Origin of the sequence: Enterobacter sp. P82 (genome assembly GCF_037053385.1) — a bacterium.
Classification (GTDB): domain Bacteria; phylum Pseudomonadota; class Gammaproteobacteria; order Enterobacterales; family Enterobacteriaceae; genus Enterobacter.
Genome location: NZ_JBALHX010000004.1, coordinates 23,013 through 46,545, shown reverse-complemented (window position 1 = coordinate 46,545; position 23,533 = coordinate 23,013). Strand labels below are relative to the sequence as shown.

Genomic DNA, 23,533 nt, shown 5'->3' with positions numbered 1-23,533 from the left:
ATCACCGCTGCGTGTGATGTCCGGATAACTCATGTTATGCTGCAAATCGTCCCTTTTTTAACGACACGCGCATCATGCTTTTAAAGCTCTTACGTTCAATTGTCATCGGTTTGATTGTCGGCGGCCTGTTGCTGGCGGCAATGCCGTCTTTACGTCAGTTCAACAAGCTGACGGCTCCCGAGTTCGACAGCACGGATGAAACGCCGGCCACCTACAACCAGGCCGTTCGCCGTGCCGCACCTGCCGTGGTGAATGTCTATAACCGCGGCCTTAATAGTGCAACCCATAACCAACTGGAGATCCGCACCCTCGGCTCCGGGGTGATTATGGACGAGCGCGGCTACATTATTACCAACAAGCATGTGATTAACGATGCCGACCAGATTATCGTTGCCCTACAGGATGGCCGCGTGTTTGAGGCGTTACTTGTGGGGTCTGACAGCCTGACCGACCTGGCCGTCCTGAAAATCAACGCCACAGGCGGTTTGCCGATCATTCCCATTAATCGCAAACGTACCCCTCACATTGGCGACGTCGTCCTGGCTATCGGTAACCCTTATAACCTGGGCCAGACGATTACCCAGGGAATTATCAGTGCGACGGGTCGTATTGGCCTCAACCCATCCGGGCGGCAGAACTTCCTGCAAACCGATGCGTCGATCAACCGCGGTAACTCCGGCGGTGCACTGGTTAACTCACTGGGTGAGTTGATGGGCATCAATACCCTCTCGTTCGACAAGAGCAACGACGGCGAGACACCGGAAGGGATCGGCTTTGCCATTCCGTTCCAGCTGGCGACCAAAATTATGGATAAACTGATCCGCGATGGACGGGTGATCCGTGGTTATATCGGAATAGGTGGCCGTGAAATTGCACCAATGCATAACCAGGGTGGCGGTATTGATCAGATTCAGGGCATCGTGGTCAACGAGGTATCACCTGGCGGCCCGGCAGACAACGCGGGAATTCAGGTTAACGATGTCATTGTGTCGGTTAATGGTACGCCAGCGGTCTCGGCACTGGAGACCATGGACCAGGTCGCAGAGATCCGACCGGGCTCTATTATCCCTGTTGAAGTCATGCGCAATGATAAGAAACTCACGCTGCAGGTGACGGTTCAGGAATACCCGGCAACAAACTGACAGCCATAAAAAAACCGAAGCCAGTGAGTGCTTCGGTTTTTTTTGCCGGGTGACGCTAACGCTTACCCGGCCTACGTGAGACGGTTCGTTTTACTTGTTAACGAACTCTTCGCCCAGGGTGATATCTTTCTTCAGGGTATCCAGCATGCCTTCCATCGCGTGTTGTTCAAACGCGCTCAGTTTGCCGATAGGCTGACGTTCTTCGATACCATTTTTACCCAGCAGCAGCGGTTGAGAGAAGAAGCGAGCGTGTTCACCGTCGCCTTCAACGTAAGCGCATTCAACAACGCCTTTCTCACCCTGCAGAGCGCGAACCAGTGACAGACCGAAACGTGCAGCCGCCTGGCCCATAGACAGAGTTGCAGAACCGCCACCCGCCTTCGCTTCCACCACTTCGGTGCCCGCGTTCTGGATACGTTTGGTCAGGTCAGCCACTTCCTGCTCGGTGAAACTAACGCCAGGGATCTGCGACAGCAGAGGCAGAATGGTGACACCAGAGTGCCCACCGATCACCGGAACTTCCACTTCTGTTGGCTGTTTGCCTTTCAGCTCAGCAACAAAGGTGTTGGAACGGATAATATCCAGCGTGGTCACGCCGAACAGTTTATTTTTGTCGTAAACACCGGCTTTCTTCAGCACTTCTGCCGCGATAGCAACAGTGGTGTTCACCGGGTTAGTGATAATACCGATGCACGCTTTCGGGCAGATTTCAGCAATCTGCTGCACCAGGTTTTTCACGATGCCCGCGTTGACGTTGAACAGGTCTGAACGATCCATACCTGGCTTACGCGCAACGCCTGCAGAAATCAGCACCACGTCGGCACCCTGCAGAGCAGGACGCGCGTCTTCACCGGAGAAGCCTTTGATTTTCACAGCTGTCGGGATGTGGCTCAGGTCAACCGCCACACCAGGGGTTACCGGAGCAATATCGTACAGGGAGAGTTCTGAGCCTGAAGGCAGTTGGGTTTTCAGTAGTAGGGCAAGCGCCTGGCCGATACCACCAGCAGCGCCGAGGACTGCGACTTTCATCCTAAACTCCTTATTATGGTTAACTTAAGTATCTGTAACTCCGTTGCGGCGACCATAATTCAGCGAGTAAATAATTACAATTTTCGTAGCTAAAGAATTTGAGGTCACGCGACTTTATCTCTCACCAGAAGACTATCTGACGACAGACGGCAACGAATTAAGAGGTGGTTACAATACACCCTGCCCCGCCACCAAAACAACATCATTTTGATAACATTTAATTTACTTTTAAGCTTATTTGCGCGGCGTGACCCAGGCATGTTTTCTGATAACGAAATCTGATAAAATCACTCCCTTTCATAACATTATTTCAGCCTGGTGCTGAGTAGATAATTTGCATAAAAATTCATCCACATGCATAATAATGTTGTTTCTATCGTCATATTCCGGGTGACTTATGCGAAGCTCGTCTAAGCAAGAAGAATTAGTAAAGGCGTTTAAAGCGCTACTCAAAGAAGAGAAATTCAGTTCTCAGGGAGAGATTGTTCAGGCGTTACAGGAACAAGGCTTCGATAACATCAATCAGTCGAAAGTCTCCCGCATGTTAACTAAATTTGGCGCGGTGCGTACCCGTAACGCCAAAATGGAGATGGTCTATTGCCTGCCAGCTGAACTTGGCGTGCCGACGACCTCCAGCCCGCTGAAGAATCTGGTTCTGGATATCGACTATAACGACGCCGTGGTGGTGATCCACACCAGCCCTGGTGCTGCACAGTTGATTGCTCGCCTGCTGGATTCCTTAGGTAAAGCGGAAGGTATTCTCGGCACGATTGCCGGGGATGACACTATCTTTACCACCCCGGCAAATGGTTTCTCCGTCAAAGACCTCTACGAGGCAATTCTGGTTCTGTTCGAACAGGAACTCTAAACCCCTCTCCCCGTAGCGCCGCTGCGGGGATCGTTCTGCTCCCGCTGCGTTTCCCTCTCGATTCCACTGCCCTGACTTTGACAAATAGTGCTTTTTACTACCTATTAACATTCATCTGGTGAATGCTAAATCAAAAAATCGCACAAAAAATCAAAATCCGATATCCATATGATTTAATTAGAGATCAATACACAAAACGGACAAAAAACACCCAATATTATGCAATTTGGTTATAAAAAACGCATTGGTTAACACGTAATAACAACTGGAACAATTAGTCTGGTATTAATTTTTACCGTTATTAGTGTATGCTTGATTTTGTGATGAGGGTCACGAAACAAGACCCCACTAAAAAATTCGACGAGGTAAAAATCATGAACATTAAAACTACTGTAGCGGCGCTGAGCGTCCTGTCTGTCCTGTCATTCGGTGCTTTCGCTGCTGACTCAATCAATGCTGAACAGGCGCAATCCCGCCAGGCAATCGGTACGGTTTCTGTCGGTGCGATCGGTACATCTCCGATGGACATGCATGAGATGCTGAACAAGAAAGCGGAAGAACAGGGTGCATCATCCTACCGCATCATTGAAGCACGTTCAGGTGACCACTGGCACGCGACTGCTGAGCTGTATAAATAAGTTTTAGCAATAACTGAAGACATAAATCTCCACTCAACGGCACCAGGCATAAAAATAGCTTTTCAACCCTTCTCGCCGTTGAGCAACAACCCTATTCAGGAGTAAAGACTATGAAAACCAAATTGATCATCGCAACCCTCGGTCTGGCCTCAGTTCTCTCTTTCGGCGCAAGTGCAGCCGTACAGCAAGTGAATGCCGACCAGGCACAAAATCTGCAGTCTATGGGCAGTGTATCCGTAACGTCTGTCACTGGCTCACCCATGGATATTCGTCACGAACTGGCCGCAAAAGCTGAAAAAGCAGGCGCCAGCAGCTATCGTGTCACCGAACTGAATCAGGGTGACCACTGGCATGCAACGGCAGAGCTGTATAAATAAACCCTCGTCGTATTTCATCATACGACTTGCCCCTGACCTGCTGGTCAGGGGCTTTTTTTATGTCATTCAATGGCGCGCGTTAAAACGCAGTTGCCCTTCCAGCTCTTCTTCCGCTTCATCGAACAGTAATATCAGTGCGCCAAAACGTCTGCGCAGCTTATCGGGTAAATGAATGAACTCAATCTCCAGCGGGAGTGGCAACAGACTGCCGGTCACCACGTCCCACAGGGTATCCAGATTCGTCACGCTTTCCCGTTCAAGATCAAACACCCGGATAAATTCACGATAGAAGTCTTCCTGACTGTCGATCTCGTCAAAATCAAACGTATAGGTTTTCATTGCCAGCCACCCAGTCCAGGCGAGCGGCAGTTGCCGCCCTGTCTATTATAATCCCCCGATATGCAGGGTTTTGACTTCCAGATACTCTTCCAGCCCCAGCACGGAGCCCTCGCGTCCAAGGCCTGACTCTTTTACCCCGCCAAAAGGCCCCAGTTCCGTAGAGACGGCGCATTCGTTAATGCCAATCATCCCGCTCTCGATAGCCTGAGAAACACGGAAAACGCGTGAAAGATTCTGGGTATAGAAGTAAGCCGCCAGGCCATAAGGCGTGTTATTAGCACGCTGGATGACCTCATCTTCTGAAGTGAAACGGAAGCACGCCGCTACCGGTCCAAACGTCTCTTCTTCTGCCAGCTTCATGCCTTCATGGCAGTCACCCAGTACGGTTGGCATCCAGAAATTCCCGCCAAGTGGATGGGGTTTCCCCCCTGCCAGTACGGTTGCCCCGCGGGCAACGGCATCGTCGACATGCTCACGTACCTTGTTGACCGCAGCAGGTTCAATCAGCGGTCCGACGACAACCCCCTCTTCAAGACCATTACCCACCTTCAGCGCCTTCACCGCATCGGCAAGTTTATTCACAAACTTGTCGTAGACGGTTTCCTGAATATAGAAACGGTTAACGCTCACGCAGACCTGCCCGGCATTACGGAATTTATTGGCGATAGCACCTTTAACCGCTGCGTCGATATCCGCATCCTCAAAAACGATATACGGGGCATTTCCCCCCAGTTCCATCGAGACTTTTTTCATGGTGTCTGCGGCGTTACGCACCAGCGTTTTGCCGACGGAAGTCGAACCAGTAAAGGAGATTTTACGCACGTCCCGGCTGGCCATGATCGCATCGCTGATTTCATGGGTATTCCCGGCCACGGCGTTGAGAACACCGTCGGGCACACCGGCCTGTTTAGCCAGCGTAAGCAGCGCAAAAGCACTGAGCGGCGTGTTATTGGCTGGTTTGATCACCCCGGTACAGCCCGCAGCAAGCGCCGGGCCTAATTTTCGGGTGAGCATCGCCATCGGGAAGTTCCATGGTGTAATCGCCACGACCACACCAATGGGTTCGCGGGTTGCCAGAATGCGGGAACCGGGTTTGATCGGCGGAATAATTTCCCCGTTAGCGCGCTTGGCCTCTTCGGCAAACCACTGGATAAAGCAGGCGGCGTACTCTACCTCACCTTCCGCTTCTTTCAGAGGCTTGCCCTGCTCAGTGGTCATTAGCTGCCCGAGCCAGTGTTTATTTTCAATTATCAGTTCGTACCAGCGGTAAAGGATCGCCGAACGCTCTTTCGCGGTTTTGGCTCGCCATGCCGGGAAAGCGTTGGTGGCTGCGGCAATCGCAGCTTCGGTTTCCGCTTTACCCGCTTTCGCGACTTTAGCGATGACCTCGCCGGTCGCCGGGTTAAGTACATCAAACGTCGTGTCCAGCGTTTTCCAGATGCCATTAACCAGATAACCGGTCTGAAAAAGGATGTGGTCCTGAAGCGTCTCAGTCGTCATGTGTCCTCCCTTTCTGAATGTAAGAACGTGCTGGAATTAAGTATAGCCACAAAAAAACCGACGCTTTTGGCGTCGGCTTTTTTACTTCAGTCAGTTATCTGTGAGGGCATTCTGGTAGCGGTGCAGCATAAACACCAGCCGTCCTACTGGCTCGGTTACCTGAGGCGGAGCTTCCCAGACTTTAAGCTTCTCCTGGTAGATATCGAGCTCTTCAAGCAGTTGCGTAAAGTAACGACGGCGTTTGTCATCGCTGGTCGCGGAAAGTACATGGTCGGCAGTGCGGCGTAGCTGACGGTGGAAAGCCGACAGATCGTCGTTGATCGGCACAGGCGCATTACGCAGACGCTGGTGCGCGATGATCATGGTTAATGCAAGCCGGAACTTAGCGATGTCACCCGGGAACTTATTCAGCAGTAAAAACAGCTGCTGATAGAGCGCCGGTAAGTGGTTTTCTTTGCGACGTGCGGTATTGGTGGTCATCGACGACACGGCAGCGGAAACAAACTGGTTCAACAATACACGGCCCGTTCTTGCCTGTGAGTTATCGCGCACCAGCAGAATAACCATCATTGCCAGGAAACACCCCACCAGCTGACCCAATGCGCTGTCGAGGAACTGGCTGAAATGGAAGGTCATCGGGTTATCCAGCACAATGATGTTAATCGTACTGGCCAGCGCCCCCAACGATCCCAGACGGCGCTTTTGCACTTCTATGCCGATAAAGAACGCCATCACCGCCAGGCTTATGCAGAGCAGCAACATGCTCTGTTGCGTGGACGGGATGATCACCAGGAAATAGAGCGCGCCTATCGGCAGGGCGGCAATGGTGCCATACAGGAAATCAATGGCGACCATACGCGGGTTGGGCAGACGCATCGCCAGTGCAGTCACAACGGCAATCATCACCATTGCACCGCTGCCGGATGTCCAGCCTGTCCACAACCAGAACAGCGTACCGAGCATGCAGGCGAGCGTCGTGCGCCAGAAGTTGACCATCGCGTGATGACGCTCGGCGGATTCCGCCTTAATCAACACTTCTCCCTGCAGCACCTCTTCTTCCGTCGCGCTGATTTTGGTATTGCTAACCACGCCGCGTTTCAGCAGCAGGTAACGCGTCGCGGACCCGACCCAGGTGTAGATGGTCACTGGTGTGTCGCGTTCCCCTGTCCAGGCAATGACCCGGCGCATGCGCTTAAGCTGCTTATGCACGTCCTGCACGGTTTCCACCGGCTCGGCAAACAGCTCGCGGAACGTATCGGTGACCGCTTCGGGACGGGTGTTCTGGATCAGATAGGTTTCGCACGCCTGGGTAATCAGCGTTAAGGAGACCGTATTGAGGGCTTTAAGGCGACGGTTAGCCCGGGCCCAGCGCGAAGACTCTATATTAAGGTTACTGCGCATCCCTTCCAGCGCCTGCGTGCGACGTACCAGCCCGCTCCAGGCCTTATCCACCTCTTCACTGTCACCATGCTTGATGCATAGCTGCATCAGCTGGTACTGGGCAACAATCAACGCATCCAGCTCGCGATCCACCTCTTGCTTGATAGAGCGGGGGGAGAAAAGAAGATCAGCGACAATCGCGCAGACAATACCAATCACAATCTCACTGCAACGCTCAACGGCGAACTGTGGCGCAAGCAGCGGCTCGCTTTGGATGGTAATGACAATAATCAGCGCGGTGTAACCCGCCAGTCCCCAGGCGTAGGAGTTTTCCACTTTCACCAGAGACGAGACCCAGGTGCAGAAGCCCGCCCAGATACAGCACACCATCAGCATCAGCAGTGGGGTGCGGATCATCAAAATAATAATGGTCAGCGCCGCGAAACAGCCGATAAACGTCCCAATGATACGCAGCATCCCGCGATAGCGGATCGCACCAGAGTAAGGTTCACCACCGGCCGCAAATGCTGGACCCGCCGCGACAATTGCCGCCGTCAGCACCGCCCAGCGCGGGGTTTCAAGCTGGAAGTGGAAGCCAACAAACAGTGCCAACACGATGGCACTCGCCAGCTTCACGGCGAAGCGAATGTGCTGGTTGGCGATGGAGAAGATACCCATAGCGATTAGCCAAACTCGCGCAGACGGTGGGCAATTTTACGGAAGATCGACTCCTGGCTGGCATCCCGGTCTTTAGCGCCGGTAATCACCACCGTCGCCGTGGTACCCGCAGGCCACACATTTCCCTGCTGTTCGTCCAGATGGATACGCACCGGCACACGCTGAGCCAGACGCACCCATTCCAGGTTGGAATCCACTGTCGCCATCCCTTTTGCATCCTTAGAACTGCTGGCGTTGGTCACCCCTGCGGCGACGCTGTCGACGGTGCCTTTAAAGACGCGGTTACTGCCAAGCGGTGTAATTTCGGCACGATAACCCGGACGTACGCCTTCCAGCTTGGTCTCTTCCATATAGGCGAGCACGTAGAAGGAGTTCTGTTTAACCAGTGCCACAGCTGTTGAGCCCCGGGTGATAAATTCCCCGGCATAGACATTAAGGTTAGTGACCCAGCCATCGGCCGGCGCGCGGATCACAGTGCGCTCCAGATCGAGCTTTGCCAGATCGCGCGTCGCTTGAGCTTTGGCCATCTGGTGCAGCACGGTTTGCAGCACGTTATTTGACTGGTCAATTTCTTCGCGGGACATGGCCTGAACACCCAACTGGTTACGACGGCCAGCCTCACGGCGTTTCTCTGCCGCCAGCGCCTGATAATAGGCCACATCAGCTTCCGCTTCTTCCAGTGCTTTCTGGTAGCGAGGCTGGTCGATGGTGAACAGAACCTGATCTTTTTTTACCAGCTGGTTATCGTGAACATTGACCGCCGTGATAAGACCGGCCACGTCGGGGGCTATGGCCACGACATCGGCGCTGAAACGCGCATCACGTGTCCACGGTGATTCCGTGTAATAGACCCAGGCCCGAAAAATAGCGATGAAGGCGAGGATAACCAGCGCCATGGTGATGGCGGTTCGGGAGATTTTTCTTGTTAGTGTTTTCACATCAACCTCAGACAAACATGCGCGATATCAGGTAAAACAGGCAGCAATACAGCGCGGTATTGAACAATGCAGGGTGCCAGACGAAATCGTAGATCCCGGTAGGAACCAGCACCTTACGCACCAGCCAGAAGATCGCCAGTGATAAAAGAAGCTCGAAAAATATCGGTGGGAACGACAGACCGAACACCACGATAACGGGAAACAGACTCATGTTGACCTTGATAAGAGAGAGTGCAGGCTACAGAATTTTTTAGCGCACGCCATCGCAGAAGAGCAAGATATGCCGGGCGAGAATGGCGCAGCCGTTAAGTAATTAATAATATATTAACGTAACTGTTATGCTGTTATCTATAATATGTGATCTAAATCACTTTTAAGCCAGAGTGAACAATGGAACGTTTAAAACGCATGTCAGTCTACGCCAAAGTGGTTGAACTGGGCTCTTTTACCGCTGCTGCACGCCAGCTTCAGATGAGCGTCTCTTCAATCAGCCAGACGGTGTCCAAACTGGAAGATGAGCTTCAGGTCAAGCTGCTCAATCGCAGTACCCGCAGCATTGGGCTGACAGAAGCGGGTAAAATTTACTATCAGGGTTGTCGCCGCATGCTGCTTGAAGTGCAGGATGTTCACGAACAACTCTATGCTTTCAACAACACACCTATCGGCACACTGCGCATCGGTTGTTCTTCAACTATGGCACAAAATGTCCTCGCTGCCATGACAGCGGACATGCTGAAAGAGTATCCAGGATTAACCGTGAATCTGGTGACAGGTATTCCGGCGCCGGATCTGATTGCCGATGGTCTGGACGTGGTGATCCGCGTTGGAGCGTTGCAGGATTCCAGCCTTTTCTCGCGCAGGCTGGGCAGCATGCCGATGGTGGTTTGCGCCTCTAAAAGTTATCTGGCGCAATACGGGGTCCCTGAGAAACCCGCCGATCTCACCAACCACTCATGGCTGGAATACAGCGTTCGACCCGACAATGAATTTGAACTGATTGCTCCGGAAGGGCTCTCCACCAGACTGCTGCCAGAAGGCCGGTTTATCACCAACGATCCAATGACCATTTCACGTTGGTTAGTGGCAGGAGCCGGGATCGCCTACGTACCGTTGATGTGGGTGATCAACGAGATCAACAGCGGAGTACTGGAGATCCTGTTCCCTCGCTACCAGTCCGATCCGCGCCCGGTATACGCCCTGTACACAGAAAAAGACAAGCTACCACTCAAGGTGCAGGTGTGTATTAACTATCTGACAGACTATTTTGTGGACGTAGCGGAGTTATTTCAGGGGATGCGCGGCAGAAGTAAGGAATAATCTATTAGTCGCGGAACACATATTTTGCACGAATATTTCCTGGATGAGACGCGCATTCATCCAGGAATTTTCCCTCGCCACTATCAGTAATAGATAATTGACACTTCAGTTACCCTCCCATTACCTTATAAGAAGTCTGGCACTCAGACTGTTATTAATTTGTTACTGATATGAATAATAAAATGTATTCCGCAGGATGACATTGAACAAGGAAAAAAATGAATATATTTGAACAAACACCACCTTCGCGCAGGCGCTATGGACTCGCCGCGTTCATTGGTTTAATCGCAGGGATTGTCTCTGCATTCGTGAAATGGGGAGCGGAGGTGCCACTTCCACCACGTAGCCCTGGTGATTTATTCACTGCCGCATGCGGACCAGAGCAATTAATAAGAGCCGCAAGTCAGATTGACTGCTCGCGTAATTTTCTCAATCCACCTTATGTATTTTTACGCGACTGGCTGGGCGTCGTCGATCCTAACGCGGCGGTTTATACATTCGCCGGACATATATTTAACTGGGTCGGTGTAACACATATTATTTTCTCAATCGTCTTCGCTGTAGGGTATTGTGTAGTTGCGGAAGTCTTCCCGAAAATTAAACTCTGGCAAGGTTTGCTGGCAGGTGCGTTAGCCCAGCTTTTTGTCCACATGATCTCCTTCCCGCTGATGGGTCTGACGCCGCCGCTTTTCGAACTTCCATGGTACGAACACGTCTCAGAAATCGTGGGGCATTTAGTCTGGTTCTGGTCGATCGAAATCATTCGTCGTGATTTGCGTAACCGCATCACGCACGAGCCCGATCCAGAAATACCGCTGGGTAACTTACGTTAAAAAAAAGGCGCTACCTCTGTAGCGCCATTTTTTTATGCATCGTCAGATCAGGCAGTACCACCCACCGTCAAATTGTCGACTTTCAGCGTCGGCTGGCCTACGCCAACCGGCAGGCTCTGCCCCTCTTTACCGCAGACGCCCACGCCGTTATCCAGCTTCAGATCATTACCAACCATGGAAATCTGCTGCATGGCTTCAATACCGGAGCCAATCAACGTCGCACCTTTCACCGCTTTGGTCACTTTACCCTTCTCAATCAAGTACGCTTCTGAGGTAGAGAAGACAAATTTACCGGAGGTGATGTCCACCTGACCGCCGCCAAAGTTTGGCGCGAAGATGCCGTAATCGACGGATTCGATAATCTCCTGCGGTGTGGATTTGCCCGGCAGCATATAGGTGTTAGTCATACGCGGCATCGGCAGATGCGCATAGGATTCACGACGACCGTTACCCGTTGGCGCGACGCCCATCAGGCGCGCGTTGAGTTTGTCCTGCATGTAGCCTTTCAGCACGCCGTTTTCGATCAGCACATTGTACTGGCCAGGCGTGCCTTCATCGTCGATAGCCACCGAGCCACGGCGATCGCGCATGGTGCCATCATCCACCACGGTGCAAAGCTCAGACGAGACAAGCTGCCCCATCTGGCCGCTGAATACGGATGTACCACGACGGTTAAAGTCACCTTCCAGACCGTGGCCCACCGCTTCGTGCAACAGCACGCCAGGCCAGCCAGCACCCAGAACGACCGGGAATGTCCCCGCCGGCGCCGCGACGGCATTCAGATTCACCAGCGCCATGCGCACGGCTTCTTTTGCCCACGCGTCAGCGCGTGCTTCACCGTCAACATCGCCCAGGAACCAGTCATAGCCGAAACGACCGCCACCGCCGCTTGAACCGCGCTCGCGTTTGCCGTCGTCATCAACCTGTACGCTGATGGAGAGACGGACCAGCGGACGAACATCCGCGGCCAGAGTACCGTCCGTCGCCGCAACGAGAATCAGCTCATAGACGCCGCTCAGGCTGGCAGAGACTTCCTGCACACGCTTGTCAGCAGCACGCGCCACTTTGTCCACGCGGCGCAAAATATCCAGCTTCTCTTCACGGCTCATGCTCTGCAGCGGATCAATGCTGGTATAGAGCGCAGAGTGCTGCACTTCACCCAGCGTTTTCACACGACCATCGCCGGTATCACGCACAATGGTACGCGCAGCCTGAGCACTCTGCTCCAGGGCGGCCAGGCTAATCTGATCGGCATAAGCAAAACCGGTTTTCTCGCCGCTAACGGCACGGACACCGACGCCCTGGTCGATGTTATAAGAGCCGTCTTTGATGATGCTGTCTTCTAAAACCCAGGATTCGTGATAGCTCGACTGGAAATAGAGATCGCCGTAGTCGAGACGGCGTTCGGTCAGTTGACCAAGAATGGAGAACAGGTCCTGATGGCTCAGGCCGTTCGCTGCGAGCAAATGTTCACTTACCAGGTTCAGACTCATCGTATTGCTACTCGTTCGTTGCCGCCTGTGGCGGTATAAAGATCGTATTTATTGAGAGTGAGGCAATTACCTGCCCACGTCAAATCATTGCTGTGCTTCTTTGCGCGGCTGGCGCAGCACTTCATTAATCTGCGGTTTATCTACCGGGCCGGTAATGTGGTAGCGCAGAATGGAGACCTTGCTCCACAGCGGCCCCAGCACTTTACTGGCGGCAAACACCGCCGCACCAACAATCGGGTTCACCACAAAGGCTGCTGCCACGCCAACGCTCGCGGAAATTTCCGGCGCCACCACGGCTTCCATATCCAGCTCTCGATGCACGAGGTTGACCGAGCCTTTCATCGCGATATCCGCTTCCAGGCCGTCCACCAGCGTGTCGTCCGTGTGCATAACGCCGTCTTTGATCCACGCCGTGCTGCGGATGGAATCGTAGTAGAACCCTTCGCTGAAGGTATCGCTAAAATCAAAGCGCAGCTTGCGCAGCAGCGCATCAAAACTCAGCAGGCGCAGGATCTGCCCGGCGCGCCCCGTGCTTACGTCGGCGATTTCACCTTTACCGAAGCGGGTTTTCAGGATGCCGTTCAGCGAGGCTTCGTCCGGTGTCCACGGCGCGGCACGCCAGTGAAGATCGTAATCAACGTCAAATGACGAGCCACGCAACGGTGTGGTGATGCCAAAGAAATTGGTCGCGGCATCCAGCTTGTTGCCTTTAATGTCGCCCTTCAGAGAGGTACGTTGCTCGCCCGGGTTATTCACCCATTCTCCGGCAGCTGTCATGCGACCAAAACCGGTATCGACCAGCCCGCCGGTGAGCGTGAGCGTATTTCCCTGGATAGCGAAATCACCGTCGATACGGCCATATTTTTGCCCCCACAGCCAGCATTCGGCACAGCGCAACTGGAGATCAGGCCAGCCAGTAAAATCCACGCGGGATGTATTACTCAACGGCGATGTATTTGCCGGTTGGCCGTTCCCGTTCGCAGCTGTCGGGTTGTAGTAGAGGTAGCGGATCGCAGCCTGCCACGGCGCGTTGTTACGCATGGTCAGTGCGCCGTTGATCTCTCTGCCCTGAGCCTCGATTTTCGTCCCGTTAGCCGTTGGCTGAGAGACAATGCTCAGGTTGTTCCACTGCTGCCCACCCAGCATCAGCGATGGTGTACGTACGGTAATGGTCTGCGGGAACTGAGCGGTTTCATCAACGTTTTGCCCAACGCCTTTCTGAAACAGCGCCAGCCACTCTGCACCGTCCAGTGGCGGGAGATTAAGTTCAATCCCCGACTGTTCAGGCAACGGCGGAGTGGTGCGAGTGTCCGTCGTCCAGATGGCTTTGTCGAGGGTGAGTTTGCGGTTAAGCAGCCAGCGGCTGTTGAAGTGGTTTGTCCCGCCCGCGATTCCGATCAGCTCGAAACTGTTCAGGTTGCCATCGACGTTAAGCTTTACTGGCAGCGGCTGTCCGGCCTGTTTATCCAGCGGCGCAGGTAGCTGGCTATGAAGGTTTTTCAGGTCTCCCGTGATGTCTACCTTATAATGTGCACCAGCGTGATAAGGCAGTTCGATTGCCACGTTCCCCTTCCAGGATGCCGCCCCATCCACTGACGCTTCAATCGGCTTCGGCAGGACATCCATACGCGCTGGCTGCCAGTTACCGTCGAGATTGACAGCCACCTGATACGCCTTTTCACCCTCAGTGGTCGTAAAGTCGATATTTACGGGCTGATTAAACCAGCTGGCAGTGAGCGGCTCGCTCTTCAGGTTACCGTTCACAAAACTGAACTGCCCACTGAGATTTTTCAGCGTGCTTTCAAGAGGTTTGATATACAGGCTGTTATTTTTCAGACGGACGTCGCCTTTGGCAGTGGTCATCTCACCGTCCAACGGGATATCGAGATGTAAGCGAGCATTCACATCGCCATCAAGCTGCAGTTGCTGAAGCGTCGCCGCCAGCGACTCTTTCAACGGCGTCTCCTCAAAATACGGACCTACGGCTTTGCCCGGGCCGTTGATGTCGGCATCAATCAGCAGTTTCTCTTTTGAATAATCTGGGATATTTGCCGTCAGATTGCTGGCCGTCACACCGCCCAGCGTGACGCTGTCTGACTTCATCCATAATCCGTCATTGAGGAAGTTAAGTTCGATATCCAGGTTTTTCAGCGCGGGCCAGCCTGGCTGGAACGCAAAGGTGGCATTGTGCAACGGCACCAGGACCTGGAACTGACCTTCATTATGTTTGTACGGGAAAAGATGTGGGTTACCGCCATAGACCAGCGTGGCGTTATCCGCCTGCCCCCCCTGGATCGCGCCGCTCAGATAGTCCACCAGTGCTTTTCCCATCAGGTTTTCCGGGAAATAGCGCCAGGCCTGAGAACCATCGTTGGTACTGATCCCGGCCAGAATCCCCAACCACGGCTCATCACCCTCTGGTTGCAGATAGCGAAAATCACCGCGCGCATGTACGGCTTTGGCTTTTACGTCGATATGGCGGCCATCAAGCTGGAAGCCCTTATCGTTCTTGAGCCAGTTAAGTACCGCACTGCCTTGTTCTATTTCCAGTGGCGCGCGGAAGACCGTCTCGTAAGGCATTTTGGCGTCATGCATATCGACCGTCAGCCTGCCGTTTTCTACGCTGCCTTCCAGCTTGCCGCTAAAGTGCTCCGCGCCCGGCAGTAACTTCCACTGCTTCCAGGCAAGATCTTTCCAGGTCGCCTGGAAGCGGGTTTTTTCCGTCGCCTGGAGCGGAATATCCAGCGCCAGAGTATTTATCTTTCCGCTCGGCTGCGTGTCCTTCCAGATTTCCCCGAGATCTGAAGAGAGCTTCGCCGCCATTGAGCGTAGACCTTCTATTGCGGCCAAATCCAGATTACTGGCGCGAATACGTAACTCATCGCTACGTTTACTTTCCACACCGCCGACATCCTGCTCAGGCATCCAGGCAAGCATCAGCGCGCCACGCGGCCATGGCTTGTTGTCCATGGTGATGCGCGTATCCGGAATGGCAAACTGCCAACCCCCTTTCTCCTGCGTCACATGCGCGGTGAGGTTATCGACGGAAAGCTGATGCTGCTGTTTCTCGCCCTTCCAGCTTGCTCCCCCCTGTTTCAGCCAGATATCACCGCTGGCAAATTTCCCTTTCGTCAGGGTCATCCAGCCTTCAAGGCTGAAACGTGCGGTTTCCAGCTGCATATTTTGCTGAAGCCAGTCCCCCAGCCACGGTTTTACATCCACATCGTCGGCCTGAAGCCATACCTTGCCGTTGTTGAGCAAGCCGTCATCGTCTCGCAAATCCATGCGCACCTGCATCACGCCGTGCTGACCGTTCAGACTGGAGAGATTCACCTGCCCCTCGGCGCGGTGTCGATCCTTGCCATTCAACCAGGTCAACTGGGGGATCGCCAGTTCAGCGCGCTGGCCAGAAAGGGTAATAAAGCTCACTTCACTGTCACGAAGATCGAAATGATCGAACTGACGCAGGAAGAGATCGCTGAAACGGTTGGCTTCAAGACCCTGGCTACTGTCACCACCCGACAGCGGCGTATTGGTCAAAAACTGGAGTTGATAAAAGGTGAGATCGCGAAACTGCCAGCGAAGATGCAGCAGGCTTTGCCAGACGTCCAGCGCCAGGGTCACGCGTTTGATTTTCAGGTAGCCGCCATCTTTCAGGCTGGCGTTGATATCCCGGACATCGAGCGTCGGGCCAAAATTCTGCCAGTTAGCACTGATCTGGCTTACATCCACCGGCACACCGGTGGCGGATTCGATCTTCGCCAGCACCTGCGGACGCCAGCTGTCCAGATGCGGTAAAACGAGGCGCAGCCCGCTCACGAGCAGCGCGACAATCACGACAAGCGTTGCCCCTGTAAGCAGTAAAATCCCCGGCAATCGCCTCACGCATCTCTCCTTGTCAGCTTTTTCACGCAGCGAACTGCGTCTTACATCATGACGACGTCAAATTGCTCCTGGTTATAGAGCGGCTCAATTTGTACTTTTACCTGTTTGCCGACAAAGATTTCCACTTCCGCCAGCGCGTGCGACTCTTCACCTTTCAGCGCTTCAGCCACCGCAGGGGAAGCATAGACCAGAAAACGATCGGAGTCGTAGGCATGATGAACGCGGACAATTTCACGCATGATCTCATAGCAGACGGTCTCCACCGTCTTTACGGTGCCGCGTCCGTGGCAGGTTGGACACTCATTACACAGCACATGTTCCACGCTTTCACGGGTCCGTTTACGCGTCATTTCCACCAGCCCCAACTGTGAGAAGCCGTTGATACTGGTTTTCACGCGATCTTTACTCAGCGCCTGCTCCAGCGAATGGAGCACGCGACGGCGATGGTCTTCATTATTCATATCAATAAAGTCGATAATGATAATGCCACCCAGATTGCGCAGGCGAAGCTGGCGCGCAATGGCCTGTGTCGCTTCGATGTTGGTATTGAAGATGGTGTCATCCAGGTTGCGATGTCCGACAAACGCACCGGTGTTGATATCCACGGTGGTCATTGCTTCGGTCTGATCGATGATCAGATAACCACCGGACTTCAGTTCAACCTTGCGCTCCAGCGCACGCTGGATCTCATTTTCGACATCATAGAGATCGAAGATTGGCTGACGCCCGGTGTAATGTTCCAGCAGGCCAGGCATCTCCGGAATGTACTCAGCGGTAAATTCCAGCAGCGCTTCATACGTCAGACGCGAGTCCACGCGGATTCGGTCGAGCTGAGCATCAGCAAAATCGCGCAGGACGCGCTGGGCAAGCGCCAGCTCACCGTACAGCTGATAGCGGGTCTGGTTGCGTTTTTTACGCTCCATCACCTTGGTCCAGACGCGCTTCAGGTAAGCCGCATCGGATGCCAGATCCTCTTCACTAACCCCTTCGGCGGCGGTTCGGATGATAAATCCGCCCTGTTCGTCGCAGTAGGCGCTGACCACTTTCTTAAGGCGCTCGCGCTCGCTTTCACTTTCAATACGCTGGGAAACCCCCACGTGCGACGCGCCGGGCATAAATACCAGGTAACGGGAAGGTAATGTGATGTCGGTTGTCAGACGGGCGCCTTTGGTGCCAAGGGGGTCTTTCACCACCTGCACCATCAGATCCTGCCCCTGACGCACCAGCTCCGAAATGTCGCGTACGGCAAACTGCTTTTGCTCTTCGCCTGCGACACACTCGGTATGCGGCATGATATCGGAGGCATGTAAAAATGCCGCCTTATCCAGTCCAATATCTACAAAAGCCGCCTGCATACCCGGCAGTACGCGGCTGACACGACCTTTGTAGATATTGCCTACTATTCCGCGTCGCGCTTCACGCTCAATATGAATTTCCTGAAGAATGCCACCATCAATGTAGGCCACACGGGTTTCCGATGGCGTTACGTTTACCAACAATTCAGCCGTCATAATTATCCCTTCCCTCACGCAGTGAGTTAAAATTGCTCAGCAACTCATACGTTTCCACCAGCGGTAAGCCGACTACGGCGTGATAGCTGCCATTTATCTTCCTGACAAAACAGCCACCCAGCCCTTGAATACCGTATGCACCTGCTTTATCCATCGGTTCACCGCTGGCAATATACGCGGCGATCTCGTCGTTGGTCAGTACTCTGAAGGTCACGTCCGTCACCACCAGACAATCCAGCACGTGCTTGCTGTCCGCCAGCGCCACCGCGGTCATCACCTGATGCGTTTGCCCGGACATTTTGCGCAGCATATGCGCCGCATGATCGGCGTCGCGCGGTTTCTCAAGCACTTCACCGTTAAGAATAACGATGGTATCTGCCCCCAGCACCGGAAGGTCAAGTGGCACACTGGCTACGCCAGCCTGCGCTTTCTCGCGCGCAAGGCGAGACACGTACTGCTGAGCACTTTCGCCCTCAGCACGCTTTTCTTCAATGCCGGTCACGATGCGTTCAAAAGATACCCCTAACTGCGTCAGGAGTTCCTGACGGCGCGGGGAGCCAGAAGCGAGATACAAAGACGTCATAGAAACCTTTTATTGCACGGCAAACTGCTGGCGAATCTTACGCATCAGCAGGAATAACCACGGCCAGAGCACACCGTTTACTACACTACTCCAGAACACTTCCGGTCGGAAAGAGACGTTGATCACTAAAAACTCTGCCCAGAAAACAACAATATCCGCAGCAAGCGACAACAACATCACCACCAGGGCCTGTTGCCAGAGCGCGAGGTTACGAAAGAGCTGGAATTTAAGTGCGACGAGGTACGCAATAATGCTCATGGACAACGCGCGCACGCCAAGCGTAGAACCACTAATGAGATCCAGTATGGCACCCATCACAAAACCTGTGCCGACATTTACGCGATGCGGCAGGGCAAGGATCCAGTAGAGCAAAATGAGTAACACCCAGTTTGGCCGGAAAACAAGAATGTCATCCGGCCAGGGCATAACCTGCAGTAACAGCGCAATGAGAAACGAGAGCCAGATGACCCAGCGTCCCTGGCTACGATAACTTGCCACTACTGCCCTCCCGAAGAGAGTTTAGGCGGTGGTGGCGCATCCGGCAGCGGCTGCGTTAACCCTGTTGCTGGCGCCGGGACTGGCGCAGGCGGCCCCATGGAATCCGCAGGCGGGAGAACCTGCGGCATCATCTGCATCAGACGCTCATTCGCCACACGATGCACCTCTTCAGGCGTCATCGGATTAGCACCATTACGATCGGCGCCCCACAGCAGCAGCAGATAGCGCAGACGCTGTAAACCTGCGGTTGGACGCGCCTGAATCACGGTATAGGCACGCTGAGTATCGAGCTTCACCGAAGAGACCACCGCAACCGGATAGCCTTCAGGGAAACGTCCACCCAGACCGGAGGTCACCAGAACGTCACCGACACGGATATCCGTGTTCGCTGGCAGGTGTTCCAATTGCAGATCGTCCGTACAACCGTTACCGGCGGCGATCACGCGAATGTCATTACGCAGGACCTGAATCGGCAGCGCATGGGTAGCATCGCAAATCAGCAGAACGCGGCTGGTCAGTTTGGCCACGGCAACAACCTGGCCCACAACGCCTTTATCACTGATGACAGGCTGACCTTCATACACACCGTTTACGCTACCTTTGTCGATCACAACCTGATCGCTGTAAGGATCGTTTACGGTGGAGATCACCTGCGTCACCATCTTCTGCTCATCCTGACGCAACGGCGAGCCGAGCAGTTCACGCAGACGCGCGTTTTCCTGCTTGTATTGCCCCAGCATCAGCAGTTCGCTGTTTTTCAGCAACAGTTCCTGACGTAATGCCCGGTTTTCGAGTTCGAGTTGGTCGCGCGAAGACAGCGTTTGAGAAACGGAGTCGAGTAGTTCGCGGGGACCATTTGATACAAAGTAGAAAGGACTGACGGCGGTATCCATGTACGTTCTGATCTGACTGAACGTACCGAGGCGGCTATCGGCAATAATGACCCCAAGCGCCACCAGAACCGCCAGAATGAGGCGAAACTGTAGCGATGGGCCACGGCTAAAAATTGGCTTCATAGGCTATGCGTATTCTCGTGTCAGAGAGAAAGGGTAGCGATACGCTACCCTTTCACAATGACTACTCTTCGCTGAACAAGTCGCCGCCGTGCATGTCGATCATTTCCAGCGCCTTGCCACCACCACGGGCGACGCAAGTCAGTGGATCTTCTGCAACTACGACAGGAATACCTGTCTCTTCCATTAACAGGCGGTCGAGGTTACGCAGCAGCGCACCACCACCGGTCAGAACCATACCACGCTCGGAGATATCGGACGCCAGTTCTGGCGGGCACTGTTCCAGCGCAACCATTACCGCGCTTACGATGCCGGTCAGCGGTTCCTGCAGTGCTTCCAGAATTTCGTTGGAGTTCAGGGTGAAGCCGCGTGGAACACCTTCAGCCAGGTTACGGCCGCGTACTTCAATCTCACGCACTTCATCGCCCGGATACGCAGAGCCGATTTCGTGTTTGATACGCTCTGCAGTGGCTTCACCGATCAGAGAACCGTAGTTACGGCGAACGTAATTAATGATGGCTTCGTCGAAACGATCGCCACCGATACGCACGGAAGAGGAGTAAACAACACCGTTCAGAGAGATAACGGCGACTTCAGTGGTACCACCACCGATATCCACCACCATAGAACCGGTTGCTTCAGACACAGGCAGACCTGCACCAATTGCCGCAGCCATTGGCTCTTCAATCAGGAACACTTCACGAGCACCTGCACCCTGGGCAGATTCACGGATTGCGCGACGCTCAACCTGGGTTGCGCCAACCGGCACACATACCAGAACACGCGGGCTTGGGCGCATGAAGCTGTTGCTGTGAACCTGCTTGATGAAGTGCTGAAGCATTTTTTCAGTCACGAAGAAGTCAGCGATAACGCCGTCTTTCATTGGGCGAATGGCGGCGATGTTGCCAGGGGTACGACCCAGCATCTGCTTCGCGTCATGACCCACTGCAGCGACGCTTTTCGGCGAGCCTGCACGATCCTGACGAATGGCCACAACAGAAGGCTCATTCAATACGATGCCTTGTCCTTTTACATAAATAAGGGTATTCGCGGTACCCAGGTCAATGGACAGGTCATTGGAAAACATGCCACGAAATTTTTTCAACATACTAAGGGATAATCCTGAAAGCTGGGGCGGAAAACAAAATCCGCTTACTTTACCAACCACACGCAGCAGCGACAAGGCGCAAAAATCATCTGCAACGGTGAAAATTTGTGCAGTACGTTTCCTGATGTTACAAAATCATCCCCTGACTCCCTCAGGGCTGAGTAAACAGTAGCGTTCCCCACTGACGTTTGTAACCCGTTAAAGGTCGTTCACTGGCTTTTTGCTCGACATACTCAAAGCTACAGGCGCGATATTCTACGTGAAAACAGCGTAAACGGCAGGTCAAACAGAGTATCTTTGCAAATATTTTTTCACGTTGGTGTCAAGCGGCTGAGAGGCGGCAAAAAAATCCCCCTGACCACCCATCACACCGCGCTCTGTTAACATCTGCCATTCACCTCTGGAGCGCACACCTGTGGCAAATACTTGCGTTCGCGTTCCCTTGCACGCTTCAACCAGACTCTGTACCAGCAGCTGGTTTTCCGTACGCTTCTCAATATTCCTTACCAACCCCGGATGTAACTTTAATAACTCCACATCCAGCTCTTTGATCCAGTTAGTACTGACCAGCGTCAGCCCGGCATGCGTAACGGCTACACGCGCGCCGAGCGCATTGATCAAACGTACCACCGGTCGCAACCGGCTGATGTGTTGACCCACATCTGCCTCAGCAAGTTCAAAAATAATATGTTTGCGTTGCGATTTTTCGCATTGCATTAATGTATCACGCAGCCAGCGCTGAAAACGCGGGCGTATTAACGACTCTACGGTGACCTGTAACGCCAGAGTTTCTTCAGGCCAGAAGGATAAAAACGGAATCAAACGGCTAATTTGCTGGCGGTCATACTCTTCGGACAGCCCAAACTGCAGCACCATCGGCAGATATTCCGCAGAAATAACTTCTTCCGTGCCGTCAAAAATACGGCACATCAATTCACGATGATGAACATGACCGTTTTTCATGACTGCAGGTTTTTGATAAATACGTGGCCCGCCGCGGCTGAGCATTTGCTCAATCAGCGTTCGCCAACGCACATTGCCACGCCCTTTTTCCGGCAGCGAGTCGTCATAAACCGCCCACCCGTTCGCCCCTTGTAACACGGCGTTGCGGGTCGCCGCTTCCGCGTGTTCCATCACTTGTTCTGTTGATTGCCCGCCGCGCCAGGCACAGATCCCCATATGCACCATATCGTCCCTGTCGAGCATTTTGCTCTGCGGCAGCGCATCCACCGCCTTCAGCAGCTGGCTGGCGATGCTTTCCGACTCCTTCAACGTGCGATGCGGCAACAATACGGCAAAATCGCTGCGGTGATATCGGGCCAGCAGTGCCCCCGGGTAACGCATAATAAAGGTGGAGAGCAGGTTGATTAGCGTAAAGAGATTTTCTTCCGCAACCCGCTGTCCCCAGGTGTCGCGCAGGAGATCGAAGTCAGGCAGGCGAATCATCATTACCACCCCGTGCGTCCCCACCTTTTCCGGATCCTCAAGCAACGTGGCCAGTTGGTTATCAAAGAACAAGCGGTTGTTAAGGCCGGTTTTATTATCCTGGGCGGCATAAGAGCGGATCAGCGTATCCATACGGCTGCGCTGGTCACTGGCGAACTGGATTTCTGAGAGCAACGTATCCAGCGCGCTACTGGCGCGTGAAGGCCATTCATGGACTGAACCACGCACCTGCGGGCCGCGTTCACCGTTAAGGATCCGCACGGAGCGCACCTCCAGCAGTTCCTGACCGGAGAGCTGGCGACGCAGCCAGCGGACAGCAAGAAAAATAAGCAGGACGATAAACGCAACAGCAATGGTGAGTGGCGCAGTGGTCATCATGGAGCGGAAATAACTGGCCATCGGATCAAGGTAGACCATGTGCAGGGTCATCCCAGGATTTTTAAGCGAGTGCACAGTCAGTTCCCGATACTGGCTCACCGCACCTGCCGGCCGATAACTATCCTGCCGTATATGACTAAAAACCCGATGCTTTCCCTGCTGAATGTCGATCTGAACAATATCAACAGGTGCCATCAACTCATCCAGTTCGCGGGAAAGCTCTGGCAGCGGCGTCGTCAGCAGACGGACATCAATCACCGAAGCAACAGCCTGGACCCGGTTGACCAGCTTGTCCTGAATGGCGTTATAAAAGCTCAGAGAGCAGCCAAGCAGTGTGACAAAAATGGTAAGCCCCGTCAGCAAGGTGATAAAAGCTGAGAACTTCGTCGTTAATCGCATCCTTGAGATTACTCCGTGGGTTGATGGGGTAGCGAGTAAGCGCTAACTTGCATTTCAAATGCGGCATACTATCAAATCAGGTGTATCTGGCAATTTATTGCGTTAAATCGACATTGCTTTTCCCTGAGCGAGTATAGTCTTCAGAAATTATTTTCCAATCATCCGAGTCATGAGGACCCC

At 53.5% G+C, this 23,533-nt stretch carries 20 protein-coding genes; 6 read left to right on the top strand and 14 right to left on the bottom strand.

Going from position 1 to position 23,533, the window contains the following annotated elements; genetic code table 11:
* The first annotated feature begins 74 nt into the window (after positions 1-74).
* On the top strand, positions 75-1,142 hold the full coding sequence (gene degS, locus WB237_RS17395; protein ID WP_114978869.1) for an outer membrane-stress sensor serine endopeptidase DegS: 1,068 nt from the start codon (positions 75-77) through the stop codon (positions 1,140-1,142).
* Between the two features lie 90 nt (positions 1,143-1,232).
* Here the strand turns inward: degS and mdh are convergent, their stop codons facing one another.
* Entirely contained in the window at positions 1,233-2,171 is a 939-nt protein-coding gene (gene mdh, locus WB237_RS17390; RefSeq protein WP_028017006.1) for a malate dehydrogenase, read from the bottom strand.
* Between the two features lie 397 nt (positions 2,172-2,568).
* Here mdh and argR point away from each other — a divergent pair, with 397 nt between their 5' ends.
* The 3 genes from argR (at position 2,569) to yhcN (WB237_RS17375) (ending at position 4,054) form a co-directional block, all read left to right on the top strand.
* Entirely contained in the window at positions 2,569-3,039 is a 471-nt protein-coding gene (gene argR, locus WB237_RS17385; protein WP_003860428.1) for a transcriptional regulator ArgR, read from the top strand.
* A 374-nt stretch (positions 3,040-3,413) separates the two neighbouring features.
* Complete coding sequence (gene yhcN, locus WB237_RS17380; RefSeq protein ID WP_114978871.1) at positions 3,414-3,677, top strand: peroxide/acid stress response protein YhcN; 264 nt, start codon at positions 3,414-3,416, stop codon at positions 3,675-3,677.
* 110 nt (positions 3,678-3,787) lie between these two features.
* A complete protein-coding gene (gene yhcN, locus WB237_RS17375) occupies positions 3,788-4,054 on the top strand; it encodes a peroxide/acid stress response protein YhcN (RefSeq protein WP_111964988.1) in 267 nt (88 codons plus the stop codon).
* A 66-nt stretch (positions 4,055-4,120) separates the two neighbouring features.
* On the opposite strand, the gene WB237_RS17370 is transcribed toward yhcN (WB237_RS17375), so the two are convergent.
* The 5 genes from WB237_RS17370 to aaeX form a co-directional block, all read right to left on the bottom strand.
* Positions 4,121-4,393 (bottom strand): barstar family protein, encoded by a 273-nt coding sequence (locus WB237_RS17370; protein ID WP_008502839.1) that lies wholly within the window; start codon positions 4,391-4,393, stop codon positions 4,121-4,123.
* A 45-nt stretch (positions 4,394-4,438) separates the two neighbouring features.
* On the bottom strand, positions 4,439-5,893 hold the full coding sequence (locus tag WB237_RS17365; protein ID WP_336214881.1) for an NAD-dependent succinate-semialdehyde dehydrogenase: 1,455 nt from the start codon (positions 5,891-5,893) through the stop codon (positions 4,439-4,441).
* A 90-nt stretch (positions 5,894-5,983) separates the two neighbouring features.
* Complete coding sequence (gene aaeB / locus WB237_RS17360; RefSeq protein WP_336214879.1) at positions 5,984-7,951, bottom strand: p-hydroxybenzoic acid efflux pump subunit AaeB; 1,968 nt, start codon at positions 7,949-7,951, stop codon at positions 5,984-5,986.
* Positions 7,952-7,956: 5 nt separating this feature from the next.
* Positions 7,957-8,889, bottom strand: a complete 933-nt coding sequence (gene aaeA / locus WB237_RS17355; RefSeq protein ID WP_129994875.1) for a p-hydroxybenzoic acid efflux pump subunit AaeA — start codon at positions 8,887-8,889, stop codon at positions 7,957-7,959.
* A 7-nt stretch (positions 8,890-8,896) separates the two neighbouring features.
* Entirely contained in the window at positions 8,897-9,100 is a 204-nt protein-coding gene (gene aaeX / locus WB237_RS17350; RefSeq protein WP_003860416.1) for a p-hydroxybenzoic acid efflux pump operon protein AaeX, read from the bottom strand.
* 179 nt (positions 9,101-9,279) lie between these two features.
* Here aaeX and aaeR point away from each other — a divergent pair, with 179 nt between their 5' ends.
* Positions 9,280-10,206 carry an HTH-type transcriptional activator AaeR gene (gene aaeR, locus WB237_RS17345; protein ID WP_336214876.1) on the top strand — a complete coding sequence of 309 codons (927 nt, stop codon included), beginning with the start codon at positions 9,280-9,282 and terminating at the stop codon, positions 10,204-10,206.
* Between the two features lie 218 nt (positions 10,207-10,424).
* Positions 10,425-11,039, top strand: a complete 615-nt coding sequence (locus WB237_RS17340; protein WP_049007549.1) for a YagU family protein — start codon at positions 10,425-10,427, stop codon at positions 11,037-11,039.
* A 47-nt stretch (positions 11,040-11,086) separates the two neighbouring features.
* Here WB237_RS17340 and tldD read toward each other — a convergent pair whose 3' ends face one another.
* From tldD to csrD, 8 genes are all read right to left on the bottom strand, one after another.
* Positions 11,087-12,532, bottom strand: coding sequence for a metalloprotease TldD (gene tldD / locus WB237_RS17335; protein WP_028016998.1), 1,446 nt, complete (start codon positions 12,530-12,532; stop codon positions 11,087-11,089).
* Positions 12,533-12,616: 84 nt separating this feature from the next.
* Positions 12,617-16,417: an AsmA2 domain-containing protein YhdP gene (yhdP, locus tag WB237_RS17330; protein WP_336214873.1), complete on the bottom strand. Its 3,801-nt coding sequence runs from the start codon at positions 16,415-16,417 to the stop codon at positions 12,617-12,619.
* Between the two features lie 41 nt (positions 16,418-16,458).
* On the bottom strand, positions 16,459-17,928 hold the full coding sequence (gene rng / locus WB237_RS17325; protein WP_014833490.1) for a ribonuclease G: 1,470 nt from the start codon (positions 17,926-17,928) through the stop codon (positions 16,459-16,461).
* The gene (locus WB237_RS17320; protein ID WP_336214870.1) at positions 17,918-18,511 is read right to left on the bottom strand and encodes a Maf family protein; all 594 of its coding nucleotides are present in this window, start codon (positions 18,509-18,511) and stop codon (positions 17,918-17,920) included. Before WB237_RS17320 ends, rng begins: the two co-directional genes overlap by 11 nt.
* A gap of 9 nt (positions 18,512-18,520) precedes the next feature.
* Positions 18,521-19,009, bottom strand: a complete 489-nt coding sequence (mreD, locus tag WB237_RS17315; protein WP_028016994.1) for a rod shape-determining protein MreD — start codon at positions 19,007-19,009, stop codon at positions 18,521-18,523.
* Positions 19,009-20,025: a rod shape-determining protein MreC gene (mreC, locus tag WB237_RS17310; protein ID WP_023309400.1), complete on the bottom strand. Its 1,017-nt coding sequence runs from the start codon at positions 20,023-20,025 to the stop codon at positions 19,009-19,011. Before mreC ends, mreD begins: the two co-directional genes overlap by 1 nt.
* Positions 20,026-20,086: 61 nt before the next feature.
* On the bottom strand, positions 20,087-21,130 hold the full coding sequence (mreB, locus tag WB237_RS17305) for a rod shape-determining protein MreB (RefSeq protein ID WP_000913396.1): 1,044 nt from the start codon (positions 21,128-21,130) through the stop codon (positions 20,087-20,089).
* 282 nt (positions 21,131-21,412) lie between these two features.
* A complete protein-coding gene (gene csrD / locus WB237_RS17300) occupies positions 21,413-23,353 on the bottom strand; it encodes an RNase E specificity factor CsrD (RefSeq protein ID WP_336214867.1) in 1,941 nt (646 codons plus the stop codon).
* Positions 23,354-23,533: the final 180 nt, after the last annotated feature.